Below are 23,108 nucleotides of genomic sequence, written 5' to 3' on the forward strand. Positions count from 1 at the left end.
GAAGCGGGCATCCCCCGGCAGAAAAAACAGGAAGCATATTTTTTGGCAAAAAGCTTGATTCATAGAAAAATATCCGTTACAATAAAAGAACAAATGTTCCTTGTCCGGCATGTTTCCGGATATGGAGCCACTGAGCTCATCAAAAGGAAGTGAACCAATTGTCCCTTCGATTTATTACCGGGCGCCCCGGGACAGGAAAGACAGCTTTCATCCACCGTGAAATCAGGCAGAAACTGCTTGGCGATCCGGGCGGGGCACCGCTCATTTACCTTGTTCCGGAGCAAATGACTTTTTTATCGGAAACACGGCTTGCGCATGACCCTGAACTGGGCGGGATGATCCGCGCCCAGGTGTACAGTTTTACGCGCCTTGCCTGGAAAATATTGCAGGAAGTCGGCGGGATCAGCCGTACCCATGTATCGAGCAGCGGGTTAAATATGCTCATTCGGAAAATTTTGGAAGACCAAAAAGAAGAACTGTCGGTTTTCACGCGGGCGGCGGATAAGACCGGCTTTATTGACAATGTCGAACGCATTCTGACTGAATTCAAACGATTTTGCGTTTCACCTGCACAGCTTCAGGAAAAACGTGCGTCAATCGAGGAAGCGGACGGGGAAAGAGTGCTTTCCGACAAGCTGCACGATTTGGAATGCGTATATCAGGCATATGAACAAAAGCTGGAAGGCAAATACATTGATTCGGAAGATTACTTAAGGCTGCTTGCTTCTGCCATTGAAAAATCCCGCTATCTGGACGATGCGGAAATTTATATAGACGGCTTCCATACTTTTAACCCGCAGGAATACTTGGTGATCGGGGAACTCCTGAAAAAATGTCGCCGCGTGACGGTTGCGCTCACAACGGACCGGGCTTTCCGCGGGATGCAGCCGGATGATTTATACTTGTTCCGGATGCCGGGAGAAGCCTATGCCCATATTTATGAACTGGCGCGCGCCTTTCAAATTGAAACGGAAGAAGACGTGGCGCTGTATGAACCGGTCCGTTTCCGGCATGAAAGTTTGCGCTTTTTGCAGTCCCGGTTTGAAGAACTCCCGTTTCCTTCTTTTCCGGGGGAAAGCAGCATCGAAATCTGGCAGGCGAACAACCGGCGGGCAGAAATCGAAGGCGTTGCCCGTTCCATCCGTGAAGCGGTTATGGAAGGCAGCTGCCGCTATCGTGACATTGCTCTCCTTGTTCGCAACGGGGAGGCCTATCAGGATTTAATCGAAACGGTTTTTTACGATTATGATGTGCCGTATTTTATCGACAGAAAACGGCCGATGCTGAACCATCCGCTCATTGAACTGATCCGTTCGACTTTGGAAATCATCCGCGGCAACTGGCGTTATGAACCGGTTTTCCGTGCCATCAAAACAGAATTGCTGTTTCCGCCTGGAGATACCCGTATGCTGCGTGAAAAAATGGACCGGCTTGAAAACTATTGTCTGGCTTACGGCATCCAGGGGGAACGGTGGACGAGTAGAAAAAGATGGGAATACCGGCGGATCCGCGGCCTCGAACTAGAAAACCTGCCACAAACGGATGAGGAAAGAAAAATCGAACAGGAACTGAATGAACTCAGGCTTCTCGTCACGGCGCCGATTTTGCGCCTGTCGCGGCGTTTGAAGCGCGCCCGCACTGGAAAAGCGCTTTGTGAAGCGTTGTATCTTTATCTCGAAGAATTGGAGATTCCGGAAAAACTGGAAGCGCTCCGGCTTGAAAAGGAAGAAGCGGGGGATCTTGTCGCTGCCAGGGAACACGACCAGGCATGGGATGAAGTCATGGGCGTTTTGGATCAGTATGTTGAAATCCTTGGCGATGAACCTGCTGATGTTGGGAAATTCTCTGCCATTATGGAAACCGGGCTTGAGTCATTAAAATTTTCGATCGTTCCTCCGGCTTTGGACCAGGTGCTCGTGGCGAATCTGGAGCAGTCCCGGCTGTCTGATGTCAAACTGGCGTTTATCATTGGGGTCAATGACGGGGTCATGCCGGCGAAAATTTCCGAAGATGGCGTTTTAAATGATGAAGAGCGTGAATATTTAAGACTTACCGGGCTTGAAATTATGCCCGGCAGCAAAAGGCGCCTGCTCGACGAAGAATTTATCTTTTACCGGGCATTGACGACACCTTCTGAAAAACTGGTACTATCTTTTCCGCTTGCCGATGAAGAAGGGAAAGCATTGCTGCCGTCCCCGTTCATCAACCGGATAGAGGACATGTTCCCGGCACGCGGCGGCGGATTATGGGTGAATGACCCGGCGGAACTGGAAGAGAAGCAGCAAGCTGCATACATCTCCCATCCGGCGGCTGACATTGCTTTTGTCACTTCGCAGCTGCAGTTGAAAAAAAGAGGGTATCCGATGGCCGACTTCTGGTGGGATACGTATAACTTTTATATGGAGCACCCGGAATGGAAAAATCGGGCGGCCCATGCTTTTTCCAGTTTGTTTTACCAAAACAAAGCCCGGAAGCTCTCCGAAAAAACGAGCCGGGAACTGTACGGCGACCATATCCTTGCCAGCGTATCGAGAATGGAGCAGTTTTTCACCTGCCCGTTTTCCCATTTTTCGACATACGGGCTGAGGCTGCGGGAGCGGGATGTGTTCCGCCTTGATGCGCCGAATATCGGGGATCTTTTTCATGGTGCATTGAAATGGATTTCCGACACCCTGCAGCGCGAAGGCATTCCGTGGTCAGAGATCACAAAACAGCAAAGCATGGAGCTCGCAAAAGCGGCTGTGGACGATCTTGCCCCGAAATTGCAGCATCAAATCCTGCTCAGTTCAAAACGCTACCAATATATTAAAAGGAAACTGGAACAGGTTGTCGGAAGGGCTTCATATATTTTAAGCGTCCATGCGAAACGGAGCGGCTTTGAACCGGTCGCGATGGAACTCGCTTTCGGGCCGAAAAAAGAGCTCCCACCGCTTTCGTTTACATTGAAAAACGGGGCGAAAATGGAGCTGCAGGGCCGGATTGACCGCGTCGACAAGGCGGAAAGTGAAAACGGTGTGTACGTCAGGATCATCGATTACAAATCAAGTGCGCACAAGCTCGATTTGACAAATGTGTATTACGGCCTTGATTTGCAAATGCTCACCTATCTGGATCTCATTATGACGTATTCGAAACAGCTGACAGGGGAAGAAACGATTCCGGCAGGCGTTTTGTATTTCCATCTTCATGACCCGCTGATTTCGGCGGAAAAAATGTTGTCGGCTGAAGAAATTGAAGAAGAAATTTTAAAAGACTTCCGGATGCGAGGACTATTGCTGGACAGCCCGGAAGTGATCACATTGATGGACCGGTCGCTTGAATCCGGCAACAGTGCGATTGTGTCGGCAGGTTTGAAAAAGGACGGCCAATTAACGGCCCGGTCCGAAGTGGCAAGCAAAGAAGACTTTGAAGCGATCCGCAGCTATGTGCGCAATATTTACACAGAGGCTGGTAATGCGATCTTGTCCGGTACAACGGATATCGCGCCATATAAAATAAACAAACAGGCGGCGTGCACATTCTGTCCGTTCCGTTCGGTCTGTCAGTTTGACCAGTCAATGGAAGAAAACAATTACCGCCTTATTCACTCGGAAAAACCGGAAGAAATCCTCGCCAAAATGAGAAAGGAGCGCAGCACAGATGAAAACAGACATTCCGGATAAACCGACGAATGCCGTCTGGACGGATGACCAATGGAAAGCCGTCATGGCAAAAGGGCAGGACATTCTTGTCGCGGCGGCTGCCGGGTCAGGAAAAACAACCGTGCTCGTGGAAAGGATTATCCAAAAAATATTGGATGAACACGATCCGCTCGATATTGATGAGCTGCTTATTGTCACCTTTACCAATGCTGCGGCTGCGGAAATGCGCCACCGCATCGGTAAGGCGATCGAGGAGGCGATCAGCAGCCGCCCGGATTCGCATCATTTGCGGAAACAGCTGAGCCTGCTGAATAAAGCGCCGATTTCCACGCTGCACGCCTTCTGCCTTGAAGTGATCCGAAAATATTATTACTTGATTGACATCGACCCTGGATTCAGGATCGCCGATGATACAGAAGCCGAACTTCTGCGCGATGAAGTGCTGGATGACCTCTTTGAAACGGAGTATGCGAAAGCGGGAAATGACCTGTTTTACCGCACAGTCGATACATTCTCAAACGACCGCAGTGATGACGAGCTCCAGCATCTGATCCGGAAGCTTTACGATTTTTCCCGTTCCCACCCGGATCCGTCTGCATGGCTCGATAAAATGGTCGAGCTGTATGATGCCGGGGATGTGGAAGAGGTGGACAGCCTGCCGTTTATGGCAGCGGTGAAAGCTGATATTCACCTCCAGCTGCAGGCTGCAAAAGACATGCTGGAGGAAGCGTATGGACTCGCCTTAGAGCCGGGCGGGCCTGCGCCGAGGGCGGAAAATTATCTCAATGACATGAAGATTACAGACAGATTGCTTGCGGCAATTCACGGTCCATGGCAGGGGCTTTATGAAGAAATGAATGCATGGCAGTTTACACGCGCCAAAACGTGCAAAGGGGATGCATATGAAGCGGAACTCGTCAAAGCAGCCGATGATTTGCGGAAATCTGCAAAGAAAACACTTGAAGGTTTAAAAAAAGACTTTTTCTCAAGGAAGCCGGCATCGTTCCTGAAAGACATGCAGGAAATGCGGCCGGTGATTGCGGAACTTAGAACGCTCGTCAAAAAATTTGCAGAGGCTTATGGCGCGGTAAAAGCGGAAAAAGGGATCGTTGATTTTTCGGACTTGGAGCATTTTTGCCTGGACATTCTTGCTGAAAAAAATGAAGATGGCAGCCTCACCCCGTCAGAAGTGGCCAAAGCTTACCAGCAGCAATTTAAAGAAGTGCTGATTGATGAATTTCAGGATGTCAACATGGTACAGGAAACGATTATGAACCTTGTGGCAAAAGGGGCGGGATTTGACGGCAACCGGTTTATGGTTGGAGACGTGAAACAAAGCATCTACCGGTTCCGGCTTGCTGAACCGAACCTGTTTTTAAAAAAGTACCGGGATTTTGATCCGGAAGGCCGGGATACAGGTCTCAGAATCGACTTGTCGAAAAACTTCCGCAGCCGCAAAGAAATTCTCGACGGTACGAATTTTATTTTTAAACAAATCATGGGCCCAAAGGTGGGCGAGATGGCATATGACAGCCAGGCTGCACTTGTGGCAGGCGCCTCTTATCCGGAAAGGGATCATCCGGTCAAAGTGGCATTGATTGACCAGGCCGATGAAGCGATTGAAGAAGACATTTCGGATGAAGAAACGCTGAACCGGGCCGAACTGGAACAATCCCAGCTTGAAGCCCGTTACCTTGCCCGTGAAATAAAAAAACTGATCGACGAAGAACAGGTTTACAATCCGAAGACCGGCACATTCCGCCCGATCCGGTACAAAGATATCGTTATCCTGATGCGTTCCATGGCATGGGCGCCGACCATAATGGAAGAATTGAAACAGGCGGGCATCCCGTTGTACACCGAACTTTCAACTGGATATTTTGACGCGACGGAAGTATCCATCATGCTTTCTTTATTAAAGGTAATTGACAACCCGTATCAGGACATTCCGCTTGCAGTCGTGCTCCGTTCTCCGATTGTCGGGCTCGATGAAGAAGCGCTTGCCCTTATCCGCATCCATGAAAAGCGGGGTCCGTATTATGAAGCGGTGAAAAAATTTATAGCAGACCGGCCGGATCCTGAGGAAGAAGAAGCGCATGAGAAAGTGTCCAGATTCATGGAAAAATTGTCGGTGTGGCGGTCTGTTGCAAGGCAGGGGGATTTGTCCTCCCTCATTTGGCAGCTGTACCGGGACACGCAGTTTTATGACTTTGCCGGCGGACTGCCCGGAGGAAAGCAGCGGCAGGCCAATTTGCGGGCTTTGTATGACCGGGCGCGGCAATATGAAGAAACATCTTTCAGGGGGCTGTTCCGGTTTTTGCGCTTTATCGAACGCATGCAGGAGCGCGGGGATGACCTCGGAACAGCGAGAGCATTGAGCGAACAGGAAGATGTCGTCCGCCTGATGACCATCCATGCAAGCAAAGGGCTCGAGTTCCCGGTCGTGTTCGTGGCCGGTCTCAACAGGAAATTTAATATGCGCGATATCAACCAGGCGTTTCTTCTTGATAAAGATTTCGGGTTCGCCGCAAAGTATATTCATCCGGAAAAACGGATCACATACCCGTCTTTGCCGCAGCTTGCTTTTAAAAGAAAGAAAAAGCTGGAAATGCTGGCTGAAGAAATGCGCGTCTTGTATGTCGCGCTCACAAGGGCAAAAGAAAAACTATATTTGGTCGGAACGGTGAAAAATCTTGGCAAGCGCCTGGAAAAATGGGGGAAAACGAAGCGACAGGAAGGCTGGCTGTTGCCAGACCATGTGCGCGCAGCGGCCGGCACTTATTTGGACTGGATCATTCCTTCGCTCAGCAGGCATGCGGACGGAACCGTGCTTTTCGGGAGTGACGGCCGGGTGGTGCTGGATGACCCGTCCAAATGGCAGATCGCCGTTTTGCCGAAAGAACAGTTTGCCGATATCCAGGAACCGGAACAAGTTGGGGAAGCGGACTGGCAGCATCAAGTGAAAGCCGGCCTCCCGGTTGCGGCGGAATCCGCTTATAAAGCACAGGTTTTCGGGCGCTTAAGCTTCCGGTACAGCAATGAGCCGGCAACATTCCGGCGTGCCAAACAATCGGTATCTGAATTGAAACGGATGCATGAAGAGCATGACGAAACGAATGGCACCCGGTTTATTCCGAATGCGGAAAAACATATCTTTGACCGTCCCCGTTTTATGCAGGAAAAATCGATTACGCCGGCTGAACGCGGGACAGCGATGCATATGGTAATGCAGCATATTCCGTTTGATGCGCCGCCGACTTATGCTTCCGTTGAGGCGCTGGTTGAAGAGATGGTGAAACAGGAGCTGCTCACGGAAGAACAGGCGGATGCCATTGCGGCTGAACAGCTTGTCCGCTTTTTTGAAACGGATATCGGCCGCCGTATCCTGGCAGCAGGCCGAGTGATGAGGGAAATGCCGTTCAGTTTGTCCGTTCCCGCAGCAGAAATTTACCGGGATGCATCCCTTGCGGAAGAACGTGTTCTTATTCAGGGCATATTTGATTGCGTGGCAGAGGAAAAAGACGGCCTCGTATTGCTCGATTTTAAGACAGACAATATCCACGGCAGGTTTAAAGGCGGATTTGAAGAAGCAGAGCCTGTCCTACGCAAACGTTATGAAGTCCAGCTGGCCCTTTATTCAAGGGCGCTGGAAACCATTTTAAAGAAAAAGGTAAAAGCGCAATACTTGTATTTCTTTGATGGTGGGCATCTTCTCCAAATCCAATCATAAATGGGCCCCCTTTAAGGGAGCCCATTCTTGCCATAGCTATAGCAACACATAAAAAATTTATCTTTCCATTTTGAAGGCAGCGAGGTAGCGGAAAATTTGCCTGCCCTCTTTGCCTTTCTAATGGTTTCCTGCAGATGGCTGATCGACAACACTGCCGTTAGCCGTATTGTTTGCACTGAGCGCGTTGTTTGTAATGACAAATGCGGAAGTGGAAAGAGAACCGGAGCCGGTAGATGTTTTCGAACTTGTTTTCGGTGAGATGACAGCCGTGTCTCCAAAATGGACAATGCCGCTTCCAACATTATAGATTTGTAAGGGGCCTACAATGGCCGGCATTTTGATCACCTGCTTTCCGGATTAATCTGGCATAACATTGCTTTCCTGGCTGACGGCAACGGTGCGCGGGGGAACACGGCCGCCAAGCTTCAGAATATTCGGGTCTAGCTGACGGGTATGGTGGACCCTTGATTCAAGGGCGATTGATTTAGTGCTCCCGATTTGCATGACGGTTGAAGTCGACATCCCAATGATATCTACATTCGAAACTTTTATGACCGGATTTTCTTGGTAAACTTGAAACCGGATTTGTTCTGTTACTGGCGGAATCGGAACGGCCAGGCTGAAAATGGGAAAAGTTTGAAACGGCGCTTCAAATCCGTAGTACAATTCCTGCTGGCGCTGGATCGCAAGGACGGTGGCAGACATCTGGATCCGCTCGGAGTCTCCAACAATAACGTTCGAACCAAATATGACGGTTTTGACCCGGAGCGTATCCACAAAGGAGTTTCTTTGCATCCTGTTATCCCCTCGGTACAAACGGCACGTACGGGCTGATAATCAGGGATTCCGGCGGCGTATCAAAGGCCGCTCCCTGCTGAATCGTTTCCGTATCGCCAATGAGGAAAACCGAGGCACTCGAAATCCCGATAATTTGGACATAATCGACACAGATTTCACGGTTTGTGACGTTCAGTTCCATCGCTGGCACCTCCGTTCATTTGCGGCGGCAAATGGGAAATAAAAACTTGTACGGCATGCGCCATATCCGCCTTGATTTGCCCAAGCAATTTGTCAAACCATTCGCCTTCAACGGGCCCGGTTGGATTGAGCTGGTTGATATAATAATCAATGCGCTGCGGAAGTTGGTTTTTTAAGTCATTTTTTATAAAATTATGATATTCTTGATTTAGGCGGACTTTGAATTGCCGCTCATTGTCGGTGATCGTTGTTGGGAGTTCTTTTTCCAAATATTCCATCAGTTTTTCGGCAAGCGCCTGTTTTAAAGCAGCACGGTGTTCATTGTTGGCATGGGGGATGCCCTGCGTTTGGGGGATGGCTGCATCCTCTATACTGGACAGGTCAGACGGATTAATGCCGATATTCAAGGTGCCATCCAGTGTTTCGATTTTCAGCTGGTCAAATGCATATTCGATCCGGTCAACCCGGACAGGCGGCCTTGCTTTCAGCTGCTCAATCTCCTCCATGAGGGAGGCAAGCGTCTTTTCCATTTTCGCCAACTTCGCTTCATGGTGCTGAAAGTATTGGTAAAGCTGCCGGAATTCGGCAAAAAGGTCTGGCATTCAAAAACCCCCTTCTGGCTTAAAGCCCGGCAGTGACCGCCGGCTTGGATCGGAACGAAACAATCAGCCTTGAACTTAAAGCAAAAATCGGCGTGCAGTGTCAATGCTGAACCTGGCGCAGGCTCCGGAAAGACGTGCAGGTTCCGTACACGTGTACATACCAGAAGTCGCTGCCGTCTAAATGTGTCAAGAAAGAACATGCCGGTTTCAGCACACGCGATCTACCCTACATCTGTCCGGAAAGAACATGCCGGCTTCAAACACGACGCCGGGAAAACCGGGTCCGCGCATCCTGCAGCCAGGAATGTATCAAGGCCGCGGCTTTTAGAATGACGCCCGAAACAAAGTGGTGCTTCAAGCCCGAAATGGCGCATAAGCCGGAAAGAACATGCCGGTCATGTTCAGGCACAACGCCGGGAAAACCGGGCCAGTGCTTTCTATCTTGAACTTGAAGCGGCAGCGCCGGACTGCATGGGAACTGTAACATTCGGATTGTAAGGCTGGTCTGCAGCGGCAGTAGGAGCCGGTTCGGAAAAATTTCCGGTATTATACAAATAAGCTGCCGGCTTGATGATGCCGGACGTGCCAATTTGGAAGACGGAAGAATTGGTAATGCCGCCGATCTTGATCATGCGGATGTGGATGCTTTGTTGCACGTAAAAATTCATCTGTTTTCACCCGTTACAAATTAAAATAGTTTCCCTGGTCAATGGCATCAAAATCATACGTGTTGGTATTGGACTGGTAGTTTGTAATGGACAGGTTTTCACCGGTATTAAAAGATCCCGCCCCGGCAAACGTTTTGGAACTGGCAACCGGCTGAATTAGGAATACGTCACCGACATTAAAGACGCCGCTTGATCCGATGCTGATAATTTGGACGGCGCCGACAAAACCGGGCATGGCGCGCACATCCTTCCTTGGTCAGTGGCAATTGGCTTTTTCATATTTTATTGTATGAAGCAACCGAAAAAAGGGTGATTTATCCGCCTAACAGGCAAAAACAAAAAAGGAGCGTTGCAATGGCTGAATGGGCGCCAATCCGTGAAAAACGGCGGAATCCTGCAATTGACATACTGAGGGGATTTTCCCTTTTTGGCATTCTGATGGTCAATATGCTTTCTTTTCTGTCCCCTTATCTTTATATAAATCCGTATGACTGGTTCAAAGCGGAGGATTGGGCAATCGTGACATGGATTGAGGTATTTTTCCAGTCCAGTTTTTATCCCATTTTTGCGTTTCTTTTCGGATATGGGCTGATGGTGCAAAAACAGCGGGCGGAAAGGGCAGGGGTCGAGGTTTATCAGTTTCTTTTCCGGCGCCTTTCCGTTTTGCTCGTTCTCGGCCTTGCCCATGCATGGCTCATCTGGCCGGGGGACATTTTAGCGGCTTATGCAGTCTTTGGCATGATGCTTTTGCCTTTTCTGAAACTGGGAGGAAAAGTTTTGATGTTTGGCGGGGCTGCGCTCTTTTTTATCCCGCATTTACTCATAAGCTTTTACCTGATGGTGATGGCCATCCGGTCGCCGGACGCTTCACTTTTGTATACCGACTGGCGCAATGCCACCGCTTCATTGCAGGTGTATGCAAACGGGAGCTTTATCGACATTACGAAAAGAAGGTGGCTGGATTGGTATGCGGTATACGGCCCTTCCGGCACATGGCATGCTTTTCTGTCTGTTTTTCCGCTGATAATGGCGGGAGCGGGCGTTTGCAGGGAAGGCTGGCTTACAAAGAGGAGGATTCCGGCAAAAAAATGGCTGCTGTTTTTTTGTTGCTGCTTTGCTTTTGGCCTGTTTTGCAAACTGTTGCCGGTTATTGTCGCCCCCATCCTGCCTTTTCTGTACATCCGGGAGACGATCGGCGGCGTCATCTTAAGCGGTGCTTATGTTGCACTCATTGAGCTCTGTGTGAAGCACCGGCTGGCGGATTTTCTCAGGCCGGTTGCAATGGCCGGGAGGATGTCGCTTTCCAATTACATCAGCCAGTCTGGTTTAGCCTCTTTGATCTTTTACGCCTACGGTCTCGGGCTTTACGGAAAGCTGTCTGTCTCAAGCGGGGTATTGCTTGTTGTTTTGCTTTTTCTTATGCAAGTGCTGGTTTCCGACATTTGGCTGCACCGCTTCCGCTACGGGCCGCTTGAATGGGGCTGGCGGCGACTCAGTTATCGAAATGACAAAAAAGAATGAGGTGTATACGATGAAATTCATGAGCTTTGTTTGGCAAGACCAGGTCCAATACGGTGTGCTTTATAATGAAACAACGATTTTAAATTTACGGGCTTTGGATAATGGTTTTCCGCCATCTTTGCTTGAAGGCATCCGGGCGGGCGAGGTGTTTACCGGCCGTGTCCGGGAAGCATTGAAAAAACCGGAAGCAACCCTTGAAGGCGCGCTCGTTCCGCTTCACGAGGTTTCCTGCCTTCCCCCGATTCCGAATCCGGTGAGAAACATGCTGTGTGTCGGCAAAAATTACCGGGAACATGCGATTGAAATGGGGAGCGCGGAAGATATTCCTGAACATATTATCGTGTTTACAAAAGCGACAACAACTGTCAATGCACATGAAGCACCGGTTGATTCACACCGGACGGTTACCCGCGAGTTGGATTACGAAGGGGAGTTGGCCGTCGTGATCGGGAAGGAAGGGAAGCAGATTGCAAAAGAAAATGCCCTTTCCCATGTGTTCGGGTATACCATTTTAAACGATATCACAGCGAGGGATCTTCAACGGAAGCATAAGCAATATTTTATCGGGAAAAGTCTGGACGGATCCTGCCCGGTTGGTCCGTGGATTGTCGATCGTTCCGAAATCGAAAATCCGAATGCGCTTGATATCGTGACAAAAGTAAACGGGGAAGTCCGCCAACAGTCCAATACATCCCGCTTCATTTTCCCGGTTGAGGAGATTATATCCGAATTGTCGAAAGGGATGACGCTTTTACCCGGGGATATCATTGCAACGGGCACCCCAGCCGGCGTCGGCAACGGGTTTCATCCGCCGCGTTTCTTGAATCCGGGTGATGAGGTTGAAATTACGGTTGAAAAGGTGGGAACTTTGCGAAACACCATCAAATAAAGTAAGATGGGTATAAGACAGATAAAGAAGCAAAGGAGAAGATCGAACGATGTTAACCCGGACAGATGCGCATGTCACAACATGGGTCATTGCGATCCTTTTGTTTATTTTGGCCTTGTTCCTCCATCGCGCAGGAAAAGAAAAGGCATTTAAAACGGTCCAGATGGTTTTAAGGCTGTTTTACATACTCGTCATCGTCACAGGTGCGCTGCTCTTTTTCCATAACCAGCGCCTCGATCCTGCCCTGTACGGCCTTAAACTGCTTGGCGGGATTCTCGTGATCGGGATGATGGAAATGATTACGCTGCGGCTTTCTAAAAGAAAAAGTACCGGAATTCTCTGGGTTTTGCTGATCATCTTTTTCGCCGCCGTCCTGTATCTTGGGCTGCGCCTGCCGATGGGATGGCATCCTTTTTATTGATGCCTATGCGGTGCCGGTGTAGTTTTTCAGGATAGAAATGGAGAAGGGAGGCAAGGGCCGGCTTGCCTTCCTTTTTACATTTTTTTCAAAAGCATCCGCCTTCCGTCACTCCATGTGCACTCGAACCACTCGTCCGCTTGTTTGCCCAGCCGGAAATGGTGGTGGACGGATAAAATAGCCTCCCCGTTATCAAACAGCATGAAATTCACGCCTTCTTTTTTCTCCCGGTTGACGAGGAAGGACAATACGTTATGACAATAGATGCAATCATAAATAGAAAAGCCTGCCCCGTTTAAGAAAGAGACGAAGCGGTGAAACAGGCCGTCCTCCCACTCTCCGAAGAGCATCTCAAGCGAAAAATTGACCGGCTTCGGAATCCGCAAGCTTGCTTTTTCTTCAAGAAGAAGCATTTCTCCGTCCGATATGATGGTTTCATCTTCTGTTAATACGCCTTTTTTCCAACGCCCGGAATGGAAGATTTCGATTTTTTTGCCTACAAATTCCTCGAGCATCGATGCCTCATCAGATATATCATCAAAAAATACCCATTCTTCATTCAGCTTCTCGATTGAACCGGTTAAAAAAGCGCGGGACTGGCATTCCATGATTTTTAATCTGAACTGTCCGTCCATTTGCGGCCCTCCTTCCCGAGCATCATTTCCTTATTTGTTTTTGACAAGGGGAGGGGTTTTCATACCTTTATAAGCAGAAAGAAAAGGGTCCGGAGCTAGAGATTTTAGCCCGTAAAAATGTTCACTGTTTTGCATCAAGAAACTTTGGTCCGGGGAAATGTACGCCGGTATCGTGCGCGCCTTTTTTAAGCAAAAAGAAAACCGGAAAGGAATGTGCCTTTCCGGTGTGCGCGTCAGCCGTTGATCACGGTGCCGCCGTTTACGTGAATGACTTGCCCGGTCACATAGCTTGAGTCGTCGGACGCAAGATAGACATAGGCAGGTGCCAGTTCGGACGGTTGACCGGGGCGTTTCATCGGGACGTCGGAACCGAATTTTTCAACCTGGTCTGCCGTAAAGGTTGACGGGATTAGCGGCGTCCAGATCGGCCCCGGGGCCACGCCGTTCACGCGGATGCCTTTTGATACGAGCGCCTGTGACAAAGAGCGTATGAATGCTGCAATGGCGCCCTTTGTCGCAGAATAATCAAGCAGCTGCGGGCTGCCTTGATAGGCCGTAATCGAAGTCGTGTTAATAATGGAGCTGCCTTCCTTTAAATGCGGCAGTGCGGCTTTCACCATGAAAAATTGCGAAAAAATATTGGTCCGGAATGTTTTCACAAGCTGTTCTTCCGAAATATCCAGAATGCTTTTTTGCGGGTGCTGTTCGGCCGCATTGTTCACCAGGATATCAAGCCGGCCGAATGTGCCGGCCACTTTTTCCACTGCGTCCCGGCAATGCTGTTCCTCCCCGATATCGCCCGGGATGATCAGGCATTGGCGCCCCTCTTTTTCCACCAGTTCTTTTGTTTGCTTTGCATCCTCATTTTCATTCAGATAGCAAATGGCGACATGCGCGCCCTCTTTTGCAAAATAAATGGCGACAGATTTGCCGATGCCGGAATCCCCGCCGGTAATGAGCGCAACTTTTCCATCCAGTTTGCCGCTTCCTTTGTAGTTGTCTTTCACATTTTCCGGCTGCGGGTTCATTTCCGTTTCTGTGCCGGGCTGCCTGTTCTGGTGCTGGGCGGGCAAAGTTTTCTTGGAAGCATTTTGTTCGTTCGCCACTTTTACCACTCCTCGTTCAATTTTTAACGTTTTTCCGAAAGAAGTCTCCCATCCTCAAGGAATGTGAAGGTGCGAATCGCACCAATGAGTAGGTGGGAGATGAATTTCGGTTGGCTTTAGCCAAAGTTATTTTTCCAATCCTTTTCTCAACAATTCTAAGATTGCGGCTGTTCTAGTTGGAATCCCATTTTCTTTTTGATATTGCTCCAATTTTTCTAATATCGTCTTAGGCATACGAATTTCTACACGTTCTTTCTCTTCTCTCATGATTATCACCTCATATTGATTGTACGGATTTTTTACGATATAATCAATATATACGAAATTTTTCCGCACAAAGTGAGGTGAATTGATATGGCCAAGCAAAACAAAGCTTTCAAGTTTCGTTTGTTACCAAACAAAGAACAATCCGCATTATTAGCTAAGACATTTGGTTGTGTTCGCTTTGTCTACAATAAGATGTTAGCTGAACGCAAAGAAACGTATGAAAAGTTCAAGGATGATAAAGAATTGCTTAAAAAGCAAAAGTTTCCGACCCCTGCAAAATATAAAAGTGAATTTCCATTCCTAAAAGAAGTGGATTCTTTAGCTTTGGCAAATGCACAAATGAACTTACAGACTGCTTATAAGAATTTCTTTGAAGGAAATGCGGATTTTCCAAAGTTCAAAAATCGTAAAGCAAAACAATCCTATACAACTAATATGGTCAACGGAAATATTAAGCTAGAAAATGGTCATATCAAACTGCCAAAAATCAAAAAGCCAATAAAAATGAAACAGCATAGAGAGATACCTGCTGATTATAAAATCAAATCTTGCACTATTTCTAAAACAAAGACAGGCAAATACTACATTTCAATTTTGACAGAATATGAGAAAGATATTCGTCCAGTTAAAATACAGAAAGTTGTTGGTTTGGATTTTGCTATGGATGGTCTATATGTCGAGAGTGAACAGGGTAAGAAAGCCAATTACCCACGTTACTATCGGCAAGCCTTAGATAAATTAGCAAAAGCACAACGAATTCTTTCTCGAAGAAAGAAAGGTTCTGCACGTTGGAACAAGCAACGACTAGTAGTGGCTAAATTACATGAGAAAGTGGCGAACCAACGCATGAATTTTCTTCATCATAAGTCAAAAGAATTAGCTTCTAACTTTGATGCTGTCGTGATTGAGGACTTGAACATGAAAGGGATGTCTCAAGCCCTTCACTTTGGGAAAAGCGTTCATGATAACGGCTGGGGAATGTTCACTACTTTCTTAGCGTATAAGCTAAAAGAACAAGGGAAACAACTTGTGAAAATTGATAAGTGGTTTCCCTCCACTAAGAAGTGTTCATGTTGCGGCAAGGAAAAAGAAATGCCATTATCTGAACGTGTATATAAATGTTCTTGCGGCTTTGTATTAGATCGCGATCACAATTCAGCAATCAATATCAAAAATGAGGGATTACGCTTATTAGCGTTATCATAAGTAACAAAACTCTTGGAACAAGAGGGTTAGCTCGGTCAGTTTTCGTTGGCTAGTAAAAGCAACGATAAGTCGAGAAGCCCCCACTTCAATCAAACCGTAAGGTTGATAAGTGGAGGGTAGTTCACACGGAACGGCAATCCGGAATTTGGATTGGCTGGCCATCACCATTAGTCTATACCCGTCCAAAATTTCTATTAACCGGTATGCCCGGAAAAAAGTTGGAAGGCGTTACGGCAGCTCATTCAGGAAAAAGACGGATAATGTGCCCGGCCCGGCGTGCGACCCGATCACGGCGCCGATCGTGTTGATTAAAAATTGTTTTGTGCCGAAACGCGCTTCAATCAGCTGTTTCATTTCTTCCGCAGCCGCTTCATCATCGCCGTGGCAGATGCCGACCAGCTGGTGTTCAAGGTCCGTGCCGCGTTTTTCCATGATATCGAGCATACGGTGCAGCAGTTTTTTCCGCCCGCGGATTTTTTCAATCGGAATGAGCTTCCCGTCTTCTACATCGAGGATCGGTTTAATATTCAGCAGGCCGCCGAAAAATGCGCTTGTTTTCGATAGCCTGCCGCCTCTGGCAAGAAAATCAAGATCGGCGACTGTGAAAATATGCTCCATATGCTTGCTGCGGAATGCGGCATCACGGACGATTTCCTCTTTTCCTGCCCCGTTTTTTCGTAAATCGGCGGCTGCTTTTACAACGAGGCCGTAACCGATCGAAGCACATTTCGTATCGAGTACCGTTAAATCAAGATCGGGACAGGCTTCTTTCACTTGTTCGGCGATCATGGCCGCGGTTTGGTACGTTCCGGACAGCTCGGACGAAAAAGCCAGGTAAATGCCGGTGTCCCCCGATTTGGCAAGATCGGTAAAAAGTTTTTCAAAATATTGCGGTGACGGTTGCGAAGTTTTTGTACCCACCCCCGCACGGATCAAACGGAACACTTCTTTCGGGTCAATGCCGACTAGGTCGTCATAGGATTTGTCCTCTACATAAACGGTCAACGGAATCAAGTGTACATGGTTTTCTTTGAAAAAAGACAGCGGCAAGTCGCTGGCACTGTCAGCAAAAATTTGAATGCCCATCGTTTTCACCCTCACAATCAGTTCTGTCTTTAGTTTACCGATTTTCCTCGTTTTGCACAATTTCCAAAAGAAAATAGCTGCCGGGTTTCGGCAGCTATTCCAATTTTCCAAGTTCCTGTTGCATATCGCGCAGCTGTGCTTTTTCTGCAAGTGTCGTGTTGGCATATGCACTGGATAAAGCATTTTTCGCTTTTTGAACCATTTCATTCTTTTCTTGTTCCGTTCCGAAAGCAGCCGTCTCTTTCGCCAGTTCGACAAATTGCCTGGCCTCTTGAAACAGTCGGTTCGCCATTATAAAATGCCTCCCGGAATGCCTTCTTCGCTCCTGTTCGCTTCTGCTTCGGCCAATGTGGAGTGATACGGGAAACGCTCGCTATACTTCTTCACTGCATCTTTTCCCTGATGGACAAAACGTTTCGATTTGCTGCTTCTGCCCAAACGAAACACCGCCTTTACGGGAAGGGTGCACGGGGGTGCCGCGCCCGTTTATAGTGTTGGAATTCCCGGCGCTGATTATGCGTTTTTCATGAGATGGCTTTCAAATTCAGCGCTTCTTCAAGAAAAATGCCAATGCCGTCTTCCGTATTGGAAAGGGTGATTTCATTTGCGATTGTTTTTAAGGCCGGAATGGCATTTCCCATCGCAACCCCCGTCCCCGCGTATTCAATCATTTCCAGGTCGTTGTCTTCATCCCCGAAGGCAATGATCCTTTCTTTCGGAATCCCGTATGCGTCGGCGACTTTTTTCACGCCGGCCGCTTTATTCAGCCCGGCTTTAATGATCTCGATGATATGCCACGGAGCCCCCCAACGCCTGTGGTCGATCACTTCGGCATGGACGTCGCTTAAGTAGCTGCGGATCGACGGCACGTCTTCCTTTGCTGCATGGATCAGCATGGACGTTGGTTCATCTCTTAAAAAGCGCATTAAATTTCCGGTTGTGACATGCGGGTTTCCAATTTGAAAAATATTGAGCAGTTTTTCGTCGTGATAATGGAGGTACACCTCATCTTTCACTTCTGCTACAATATTATACAGCCGGAAATCGCCACATGTTTCAACGATCGATTTTGCTACTTGAAGCGGCATCGGTTCATGATAGATGCCAAAGCCCGTATTTTTCGGATGGTGGACAAAAGCGCCGTTAAAATTGACAATCGGCGTATCGAGTCCAAGTTCTTCATAATACGGCTGGCTGGAGCGGAAAGGGCGGCCGGTAGAGATGATGACCTTATGGCCGGCTTTGATTGTTTTTTGCAGAACGGATTTTGTTTTCGGGGAGATGGTCTTTTCATCATTTAACAATGTGCCGTCAAGATCCAATGCAATTAAATAAGGTTGAGGCATTTGAATTTCTCCTTTTTCTCGAAATGATTCAGTTTACATGCAATTTTCGTGATGATCCATTATACTAAATAATATAACATTTTCCCAGCTTAAAAACCTGCTGTAAAGCATTTTTATCTTGCATACCGTTTTGTTATGATAGTTACGGAGGAGGTTTGAAAACCATGGATGAAGCATTGAAAGAAAACATTATGGGCGCGCTTGAACAAGTGATTGACCCGGAAATTGGCATAGATATTGTAAACCTCGGGCTTGTGTATGATCTCGACCTAGATGAGGAAGGCTGCCTGACGGTGACCATGACCCTGACCGCAATGGGCTGCCCGCTCGCGGGAATTCTCGTTGACCAGGTGCAAATGGCGGTACAGGACATTCCTGAAGTGAAGGACACCCATGTCAATATCGTCTGGAACCCGCCGTGGACAAAAGACCGCATGTCGCGTTATGCCAAAATTGCGCTCGGAATTAACTGATTAAACAGCCCCCTCTTCGCCGTTGTATTTTTTGGCTGGAAAAAATAAGCGCTCATGCTTTAACAAGATCAGCCCAAACTAATGCTGACGATAAAAAAAGGGGGCGTTACTTTGGGGCAAAGCAACCTGTTTCACCCCGGAAGCAAAGCACCGAATAATGGGGTTTATGTAGAAGTTGGCGAAAATGGCGACCCGGTCGTAAACCCGAAAAGCGCCCATCTCCACAGAGGCGACCGCTTTCCGGAAACAACGAACGATGCCCGCCATTGGAGGCGCAAACGCAAACCTTAAAATCAAAACGGGGAGAAATCCCCGTTTTTTTGCTGCCGTCAAAGGAAAAACGGTAAAATAAGGACAGGTGCCCGCGCCGCGTTAAACGGTACGCGCCATTCGGAGGTGGAATGGATGGATATCAACCGCATGACTTTTACGGTACAGGAAGGGTTGGCGGAAGCCCAGCAGCTGGCCGCTCAAAAACATCACCCGGAACTCGATATTGCCCATTTATGGAAAACGTTAATGGAAAAGCCGGACAGCCTGCTTCCTGAGATATATAACGGCCTTGGCTTAAGCAAGGAAGAAATTGGAAAAATAGCAGATGGGATTCTCGCGAAAAAGCCGGAAGTGACCGGGCAAAGCGCGCCGTATTTGTCTGCGGCGCTGATCGAGCTGTTCAGACTCGCGGAAGAAGAAATGCGCGCGCTCCAGGACGAGTACATTTCGGTTGAACATCTGGCCCTTGCTGTCATGGATGTCGAACACGATGACCTGTCCCGGTATTTGAAAAGCAGGATCACGAAACAGCAACTGCTTCAGGTGATCAAAAACATAAGGGGGAATCAAAAAGTGGCCTCGCAAAACCCGGAAGCAACCTACAATGTTTTAAAAAAATACGGCACTGACCTTGTTGAAGCCGTTAAAGCCGGAAAAATCGACCCTGTTATCGGCCGGGATGCGGAAATCCGGAACGTCATCCGGATTTTATCACGGAAAACGAAAAACAACCCTGTTCTGATCGGCGAACCCGGCGTTGGGAAAACGGCCATTGTCGAGGGGCTTGCCCAGCGGATCGTCAGGAAAGATGTCCCGGAAGGCTTAAAAGACAAAACGATTTTTTCACTCGACCTCGGGGCGCTTGTTGCAGGCGCCAAGTTCAGGGGGGAATTTGAAGAACGGCTGAAGGCGGTATTGCAGGAAATTAAAAAAAGCAACGGGCAGATTTTGCTGTTTATCGATGAACTGCACACGATTGTCGGCGCCGGCAAAACAGAAGGGGCAATGGATGCCGGCAATATGCTGAAGCCAATGCTTGCCCGTGGTGAACTGCACTGCATCGGCGCGACGACCCTGAACGAATATCGGCAGTATATTGAAAAAGATGCGGCCCTCGAACGCCGTTTCCAGCAAGTGCTCGTCCAGGAGCCGGATGTGGAGGATACGATTTCGATTTTAAGAGGGTTAAGGGAACGTTTTGAAATCCACCACGGCGTCCGCATCCATGACAAAGCGCTTGTCGCTGCAGCAACATTATCAAACCGTTATATTACCGACCGTTTTTTGCCGGATAAGGCGATCGATCTTGTCGATGAAGCCTGCGCAAACATCCGTGTTGAAATGGATTCTATGCCGACGGAACTCGATGAAGTGACAAGGCGTGTCATGCAGCTGGAAATTGAAGAAGCCGCTTTGCAAAAAGAAACGGATGAAGCAAGCAAAGCCCGCCTTGGCATTTTGCAAAAAGAGCTTGCCAATTTGAAAGAAGAAGCGAACCGGATGCGCGCCAAATGGCAGGCTGAAAAAGCGGAATTGCAAAAAGTACAGGAAAAACGGGAATTGCTTGAAAAATACCGGCGCGATCTTGAAGAAGCGGAAAACCGGTATGATTTGAACAAAGCGGCTGAACTTCGGCATGGCAGGATTCCGGCCGTTGAAAAAGAATTAAAACAGCTCGAACAGCAAATGGCGGAAAAAGAAGGCAGCGGGCGGATTTTGCGCGAAGAAGTCACAGAAGAAGAAATTGCAGCGATTGTCGCGCGCTGGACAGGGATCCCTGTGGCAAAACTTGTGCAAAGCGAACGCGAAAAACTGCTAAAGCTGGAAAGCATTTTACATGAACGCGTCATCGGCCAGGATGAAGCTGTCCGCCTTGTCAGCGACGCGGTTCTAAGAGCCAGAGCCGGCATGAAAGACCCGAACCGCCCGATCGGATCCTTTATTTTTCTCGGCCCTACCGGCGTTGGGAAGACAGAACTTGCCAAAGCACTGGCACAGCATTTATTTGACGATGAAAATCATATGATCCGAATCGACATGAGTGAATATATGGAAAAATTTGCGGTCTCGCGGCTGATCGGGGCGCCACCGGGATATGTCGGCTATGAAGAAGGCGGCCAGCTCACTGAAGCGGTGCGGCGGAAACCGTATTCCGTCATTTTGCTGGATGAAATTGAAAAAGCCCACCCGGAAGTGTTCAATATCTTGCTCCAGGTGCTCGATGACGGCCGTATCACTGATTCACAGGGACGGACGGTTGATTTTAAAAATGCGATCGTGATCATGACGTCAAATATCGGGTCGTCCTATTTGCTCGATATCAAAGGCGATGACATCAGCGAAGAGACGAAAAATGCGGTGATGGCACAGTTGCACGCGTCGTTCCGGCCCGAATTTTTAAACCGGATTGACGATATCATCTTATTCAAGCCGCTCACGCTGGAAAATATGATGGGCATCGTGGATAAAATGATGCACGAATTGGCTGCACGCCTCGCTGAACAATCGGTCGGGCTTCAGCTGTCCGATGAGGCGAAAAAATGGATTGCGGAATCGGCCTATGATCCGGTGTACGGGGCACGGCCGTTGAAAAGGTTTATCCAGCATCAAATTGAAACGAGGCTTGCAAAAGAAATCATTGCGGGAAAGGTGAAGCCGCATCAAACCGTCACGCTTGATGTGAAAGACGGCGCGCTTCAAGTGACAACCGAATCATGATGAAAAAACCGGGAGGCACTTTGAATCAGCGCCTCCCGATTTCCGGTGAGGGGTGTTTTGATTTAATGTTCGGGACTTGTGTTTTTCGGCAATGCTGCATTGACAATAAATGCAGCAGCGGAAATGACAAGCGACATAATGGCCATCGTTTTCATGCTGTAATGCGAGTTTGACATGGCACTGCCAACGTAGCCGAGCATTTGGCTCAGTAAAAACACCCAAAAAATCGTTACGATGTATTTCATACTTTCACCCCGATTGAAAAACACTTTTTAAATCACCCTTTATCTTATCACAGCCGCAGCCATTGGAAAAGGGGAACCCGGTTGCCGCGGATGAAATTTTTCCCGAAGGCTGGAACGAAAAATGGGCACAGCGGCCTTTTGTCCGTTTTGGATCGTCCGGAAGTATCTTTACGGCGGGAAAAGCATATGCTTGAATAAAGATGAATGGAGGGCCGGCCATGAATCAAGCACTTGTCATTGGTGCCGGGGCGTTCTTCGGATTTGAGCTGTGCAAGGCACTGCTTGATGCGGGGTATCCGGTTATAGCGGCTGATCAAGAAACGGATCCCGGGTTTTTGTTGGAAGAAAGATGGATGGAAATCGGAAGAAATGCCAATTTGGATTACCAGCCTCTGAGCCGGTTGTCGCCGGAAAAATGCACATGCTGCATTCCGGTATACGATTATTATGTCCGGGATGCCCGTGAAGATTTACAAGATGCATGCCGCTTTTTAGAACCGTTTAAAGCGCAAATCGAACGTGTGGCACTCATTCTTCCAAACCATCTGGCGGTTGCGGAACAGGCAGAATGGGTTCCCGGCGTGCTTGGCGATTGCGCACGCATTACCTTTTTTGTTCCGGCACTGTTCGGCCCCGGTCAGCCCGGGAGCCTTGCTTTTTCCCAAATGATTAACGGGAATACGGAACCGGACTTGAAATATGACGACAGCGATGCCCTTTTTGCAGCAGATGCCGCAGTGGCCATTGTCTCCGAGCTTGAAAAAGGGGAAACGGGGAAAGCCTTTTATTTAAAAAGCCCTGACGGAAACGGATGGGAGCCTGTCGCCCGGTTTTTAACGCAGGATACAGGCAGCCCCACGCTTCCTTCGTGCAGGCTTGAGGCAAAAGGTGAACTGGAACCGATGATCGTCCGGCCGTCCGTTTCCTGGCAGGCCGCGATTCAACAGCAAATCGCCTGTCAACGGAAGAACAGCTAAAGAACGCTAATCTTCCTTTTCAAAATGGGAAAGCCACTTTTCAAAAACCGGCGTGATTTTCCGGAACAACGGCTTAAACTCCTCGAAAATGCCAACGACTTTGTCAGCTTGATCCAGCAACGCTTCCATATCCACATTCCGGAAAAAAGAAAGGTCAAACAAGCCGCCGTTTATTTCTTCATCTGCTTCTTCCTGTCCGGTCCCGGGCGGCTCTTGCCGCTTTTGCGGGAAAAACATCCGGTCGAAAGGGTGGATTTTTTCATGTTCTTCCATTTTTTCACTTCCTTTCCTTCTTTTTTGCCAGGATGAGGGCGGTCCGGATCTATGAT

The 23,108-nt window shown here is 48.5% G+C and carries 25 protein-coding genes; 10 read left to right on the forward strand and 15 right to left on the reverse strand.

Annotated elements, in window-relative coordinates:
• Window positions 1-158: 158 nt before the first annotated feature.
• Both addB and addA read left to right on the forward strand, forming a co-directional pair.
• On the forward strand, window positions 159-3,662 hold the full coding sequence (gene addB, locus NST70_RS04540) for a helicase-exonuclease AddAB subunit AddB (protein WP_061565405.1): 3,504 nt from the start codon (window positions 159-161) through the stop codon (window positions 3,660-3,662).
• Window positions 3,640-7,371, forward strand: coding sequence for a helicase-exonuclease AddAB subunit AddA (gene addA, locus NST70_RS04545; protein WP_061086514.1), 3,732 nt, complete (start codon window positions 3,640-3,642; stop codon window positions 7,369-7,371). The genes addB and addA overlap by 23 nt, the downstream gene beginning before the upstream one ends.
• 117 nt (window positions 7,372-7,488) lie before the next feature.
• Here the strand turns inward: addA and NST70_RS04550 are convergent, their stop codons facing one another.
• The 6 genes from NST70_RS04550 to NST70_RS04575 form a co-directional block, all read right to left on the reverse strand.
• On the reverse strand, window positions 7,489-7,707 hold the full coding sequence (locus NST70_RS04550; RefSeq protein WP_013858756.1) for a spore germination protein: 219 nt from the start codon (window positions 7,705-7,707) through the stop codon (window positions 7,489-7,491).
• Window positions 7,708-7,728: 21 nt separating this feature from the next.
• Complete coding sequence (locus NST70_RS04555; protein WP_035189370.1) at window positions 7,729-8,166, reverse strand: spore germination protein GerPE; 438 nt, start codon at window positions 8,164-8,166, stop codon at window positions 7,729-7,731.
• A 4-nt stretch (window positions 8,167-8,170) separates the two neighbouring features.
• The gene (locus NST70_RS04560; protein ID WP_014095760.1) at window positions 8,171-8,350 is read right to left on the reverse strand and encodes a hypothetical protein; all 180 of its coding nucleotides are present in this window, start codon (window positions 8,348-8,350) and stop codon (window positions 8,171-8,173) included.
• Complete coding sequence (locus tag NST70_RS04565; RefSeq protein ID WP_017550200.1) at window positions 8,325-8,951, reverse strand: spore germination protein GerPC; 627 nt, start codon at window positions 8,949-8,951, stop codon at window positions 8,325-8,327. Before NST70_RS04565 ends, NST70_RS04560 begins: the two co-directional genes overlap by 26 nt.
• 437 nt (window positions 8,952-9,388) lie before the next feature.
• Complete coding sequence (locus NST70_RS04570; protein WP_061086515.1) at window positions 9,389-9,619, reverse strand: spore germination protein GerPB; 231 nt, start codon at window positions 9,617-9,619, stop codon at window positions 9,389-9,391.
• A 13-nt stretch (window positions 9,620-9,632) separates the two neighbouring features.
• The gene (locus NST70_RS04575) at window positions 9,633-9,854 is read right to left on the reverse strand and encodes a spore germination protein (protein ID WP_013858760.1); all 222 of its coding nucleotides are present in this window, start codon (window positions 9,852-9,854) and stop codon (window positions 9,633-9,635) included.
• Window positions 9,855-9,973: 119 nt separating this feature from the next.
• Between NST70_RS04575 and NST70_RS04580 the strand changes: the two genes are divergently transcribed.
• From NST70_RS04580 to NST70_RS04590, 3 genes are read left to right on the forward strand one after another with little or no spacing between them, the layout of a single operon-like run.
• Window positions 9,974-11,140 (forward strand): DUF418 domain-containing protein, encoded by a 1,167-nt coding sequence (locus tag NST70_RS04580; protein ID WP_342475850.1) that lies wholly within the window; start codon window positions 9,974-9,976, stop codon window positions 11,138-11,140.
• A gap of 10 nt (window positions 11,141-11,150) precedes the next feature.
• Window positions 11,151-12,029: a fumarylacetoacetate hydrolase family protein gene (locus tag NST70_RS04585; RefSeq protein WP_061565406.1), complete on the forward strand. Its 879-nt coding sequence runs from the start codon at window positions 11,151-11,153 to the stop codon at window positions 12,027-12,029.
• A 49-nt stretch (window positions 12,030-12,078) separates the two neighbouring features.
• Window positions 12,079-12,450, forward strand: a complete 372-nt coding sequence (locus NST70_RS04590) for a YisL family protein (RefSeq protein ID WP_014095756.1) — start codon at window positions 12,079-12,081, stop codon at window positions 12,448-12,450.
• 74 nt (window positions 12,451-12,524) lie between these two features.
• On the opposite strand, the gene NST70_RS04595 is transcribed toward NST70_RS04590, so the two are convergent.
• The 3 genes from NST70_RS04595 to NST70_RS04605 form a co-directional block, all read right to left on the reverse strand.
• Window positions 12,525-13,082, reverse strand: coding sequence for a DUF2777 domain-containing protein (locus NST70_RS04595; protein WP_061565407.1), 558 nt, complete (start codon window positions 13,080-13,082; stop codon window positions 12,525-12,527).
• Between the two features lie 233 nt (window positions 13,083-13,315).
• Complete coding sequence (locus NST70_RS04600; protein ID WP_035189366.1) at window positions 13,316-14,188, reverse strand: SDR family oxidoreductase; 873 nt, start codon at window positions 14,186-14,188, stop codon at window positions 13,316-13,318.
• 126 nt (window positions 14,189-14,314) lie between these two features.
• Window positions 14,315-14,455, reverse strand: a complete 141-nt coding sequence (locus tag NST70_RS04605; protein ID WP_003352379.1) for a ribbon-helix-helix protein, CopG family — start codon at window positions 14,453-14,455, stop codon at window positions 14,315-14,317.
• A gap of 87 nt (window positions 14,456-14,542) precedes the next feature.
• On the opposite strand from NST70_RS04605, the gene NST70_RS04610 reads away from it, so the two are divergent.
• Window positions 14,543-15,661, forward strand: coding sequence for an RNA-guided endonuclease TnpB family protein (locus NST70_RS04610; protein ID WP_014095882.1), 1,119 nt, complete (start codon window positions 14,543-14,545; stop codon window positions 15,659-15,661).
• 228 nt (window positions 15,662-15,889) lie between these two features.
• Here the strand turns inward: NST70_RS04610 and NST70_RS04615 are convergent, their stop codons facing one another.
• From NST70_RS04615 to NST70_RS04630, 4 genes are all read right to left on the reverse strand, one after another.
• Window positions 15,890-16,747 carry a DegV family protein gene (locus tag NST70_RS04615; protein ID WP_035189801.1) on the reverse strand — a complete coding sequence of 286 codons (858 nt, stop codon included), beginning with the start codon at window positions 16,745-16,747 and terminating at the stop codon, window positions 15,890-15,892.
• 94 nt (window positions 16,748-16,841) lie between these two features.
• The gene (locus tag NST70_RS04620; RefSeq protein WP_013858766.1) at window positions 16,842-17,039 is read right to left on the reverse strand and encodes a DUF3813 domain-containing protein; all 198 of its coding nucleotides are present in this window, start codon (window positions 17,037-17,039) and stop codon (window positions 16,842-16,844) included.
• Window positions 17,039-17,185 carry a hypothetical protein gene (locus tag NST70_RS04625; RefSeq protein WP_019721806.1) on the reverse strand — a complete coding sequence of 49 codons (147 nt, stop codon included), beginning with the start codon at window positions 17,183-17,185 and terminating at the stop codon, window positions 17,039-17,041. The genes NST70_RS04620 and NST70_RS04625 overlap by 1 nt, the downstream gene beginning before the upstream one ends.
• Before the next feature lie 86 nt (window positions 17,186-17,271).
• Window positions 17,272-18,093, reverse strand: a complete 822-nt coding sequence (locus NST70_RS04630) for a Cof-type HAD-IIB family hydrolase (protein WP_035189799.1) — start codon at window positions 18,091-18,093, stop codon at window positions 17,272-17,274.
• 164 nt (window positions 18,094-18,257) lie between these two features.
• Between NST70_RS04630 and NST70_RS04635 the strand changes: the two genes are divergently transcribed.
• From NST70_RS04635 to clpB, 3 genes are all read left to right on the forward strand, one after another.
• Window positions 18,258-18,566 carry a metal-sulfur cluster assembly factor gene (locus NST70_RS04635; RefSeq protein ID WP_014095750.1) on the forward strand — a complete coding sequence of 103 codons (309 nt, stop codon included), beginning with the start codon at window positions 18,258-18,260 and terminating at the stop codon, window positions 18,564-18,566.
• Between the two features lie 111 nt (window positions 18,567-18,677).
• Window positions 18,678-18,857 carry a YjzC family protein gene (locus NST70_RS04640; RefSeq protein ID WP_017550192.1) on the forward strand — a complete coding sequence of 60 codons (180 nt, stop codon included), beginning with the start codon at window positions 18,678-18,680 and terminating at the stop codon, window positions 18,855-18,857.
• 114 nt (window positions 18,858-18,971) lie between these two features.
• Window positions 18,972-21,557 (forward strand): ATP-dependent chaperone ClpB, encoded by a 2,586-nt coding sequence (gene clpB / locus NST70_RS04645; protein WP_035182059.1) that lies wholly within the window; start codon window positions 18,972-18,974, stop codon window positions 21,555-21,557.
• A gap of 62 nt (window positions 21,558-21,619) precedes the next feature.
• Here clpB and NST70_RS04650 read toward each other — a convergent pair whose 3' ends face one another.
• The gene (locus NST70_RS04650; protein ID WP_017550190.1) at window positions 21,620-21,802 is read right to left on the reverse strand and encodes a YjzD family protein; all 183 of its coding nucleotides are present in this window, start codon (window positions 21,800-21,802) and stop codon (window positions 21,620-21,622) included.
• 218 nt (window positions 21,803-22,020) lie between these two features.
• On the opposite strand from NST70_RS04650, the gene NST70_RS04655 reads away from it, so the two are divergent.
• A complete protein-coding gene (locus NST70_RS04655; protein WP_035189798.1) occupies window positions 22,021-22,779 on the forward strand; it encodes an NADP-binding protein in 759 nt (252 codons plus the stop codon).
• A gap of 6 nt (window positions 22,780-22,785) precedes the next feature.
• On the opposite strand, the gene NST70_RS04660 is transcribed toward NST70_RS04655, so the two are convergent.
• The gene (locus NST70_RS04660) at window positions 22,786-23,052 is read right to left on the reverse strand and encodes a hypothetical protein (RefSeq protein WP_014095745.1); all 267 of its coding nucleotides are present in this window, start codon (window positions 23,050-23,052) and stop codon (window positions 22,786-22,788) included.
• Window positions 23,053-23,108 lie beyond the last annotated feature (56 nt).

The sequence above is a fragment of the Weizmannia sp. FSL K6-0777 genome (genome assembly GCF_038593185.1).
Lineage (GTDB): Bacteria > Bacillota > Bacilli > Bacillales > Bacillaceae_C > Weizmannia > Weizmannia faecalis.